Annotated in this window: 1 protein-coding gene; it reads left to right on the top strand. The window is 16.9% G+C overall.

The features are described 5' to 3' along the window. The first annotated feature begins 623 nt into the window (after positions 1 to 623). Positions 624 to 920, top strand: coding sequence for a UPF0058 family protein (locus BGI41_RS08230; RefSeq protein ID WP_042707132.1), 297 nt, complete (start codon positions 624 to 626; stop codon positions 918 to 920). Positions 921 to 944: the final 24 nt, after the last annotated feature.

Raw genomic sequence — 944 nt, 5'->3', positions numbered from 1 at the left:
GTATTTTTATTCTTTTTTAGTATGTTTTTTATTTTGTTCTTGTTTTTTTATTTATTTAATGTTGATTTTATTTTTTATTAAGTATTATTGATTTATTCTTTCTTTTTTAAATTCTTGATTTTTAAGGAATTTTTATTTTTTTTAATTTAATATACTTTTGTTTTCTCTTTTTCTTTCTTTTTTAAATTATATTCAATATAACATAACATTTATAAATATAGAAATATTATATAAGAGTATATGACATTAATTAAATTTAACTATTTTATTTTTTAATAAATTAGTTTATAATTTATATAATGGTTATATAATATTAAATTAGTTCATAGATTTATTAAATATTTAAAATTTTATAGTAGTTCTTTAATAATAAGGACGTGTTTATATTATATTAATTTTGAATATTTTTTGGTTTAATATATTAAAGGTTATATTAAATCATTGGGTATAATTTTTAAATAATCTATTTGGATTATTTTTAAATAAATTATTATTTATAAAGTATTTAAAAATTGTTTAATAATACAAATAGTTGATATAATTAAGAAATAGTTATATTAAATATCATTACATAATTAATGGAGAGATTTCATTAATATTTAAGAACATTAGGAGTGTTTTTTTTGTATAAAGACGAAATGATACAGATGCACCAATTCTTAGTTTATGTTTTAAAATATTTAGCTGAAAATGATGAAATTAAAAACGATTGCAGTGAGTATATTGCATTAAACATCAGTCCACATCATATTCATAGGACTAAAGCAGAACATAAACATGCAATTTTTGTATTAGCAAATACAATTTCTAAAATTATATTAAATAAGGATGAAAACTCCATCCCACCAAATGTTACTAATGGTTTACAAGAATTAATCAAAAGATCTGAAAATGATTTAGCTAAAGCTGAATCTAAATAGTTTGGTTATTTAATATTTTTTTAT

The organism is Methanobrevibacter sp. 87.7, from assembly GCF_002208625.1.
Taxonomy (GTDB): Archaea; Methanobacteriota; Methanobacteria; order Methanobacteriales; family Methanobacteriaceae; genus Methanarmilla.
The sequence above is the reverse complement of the archived record's forward strand: the minus strand, read 5'-3'. Positions and strand labels throughout refer to the sequence as shown.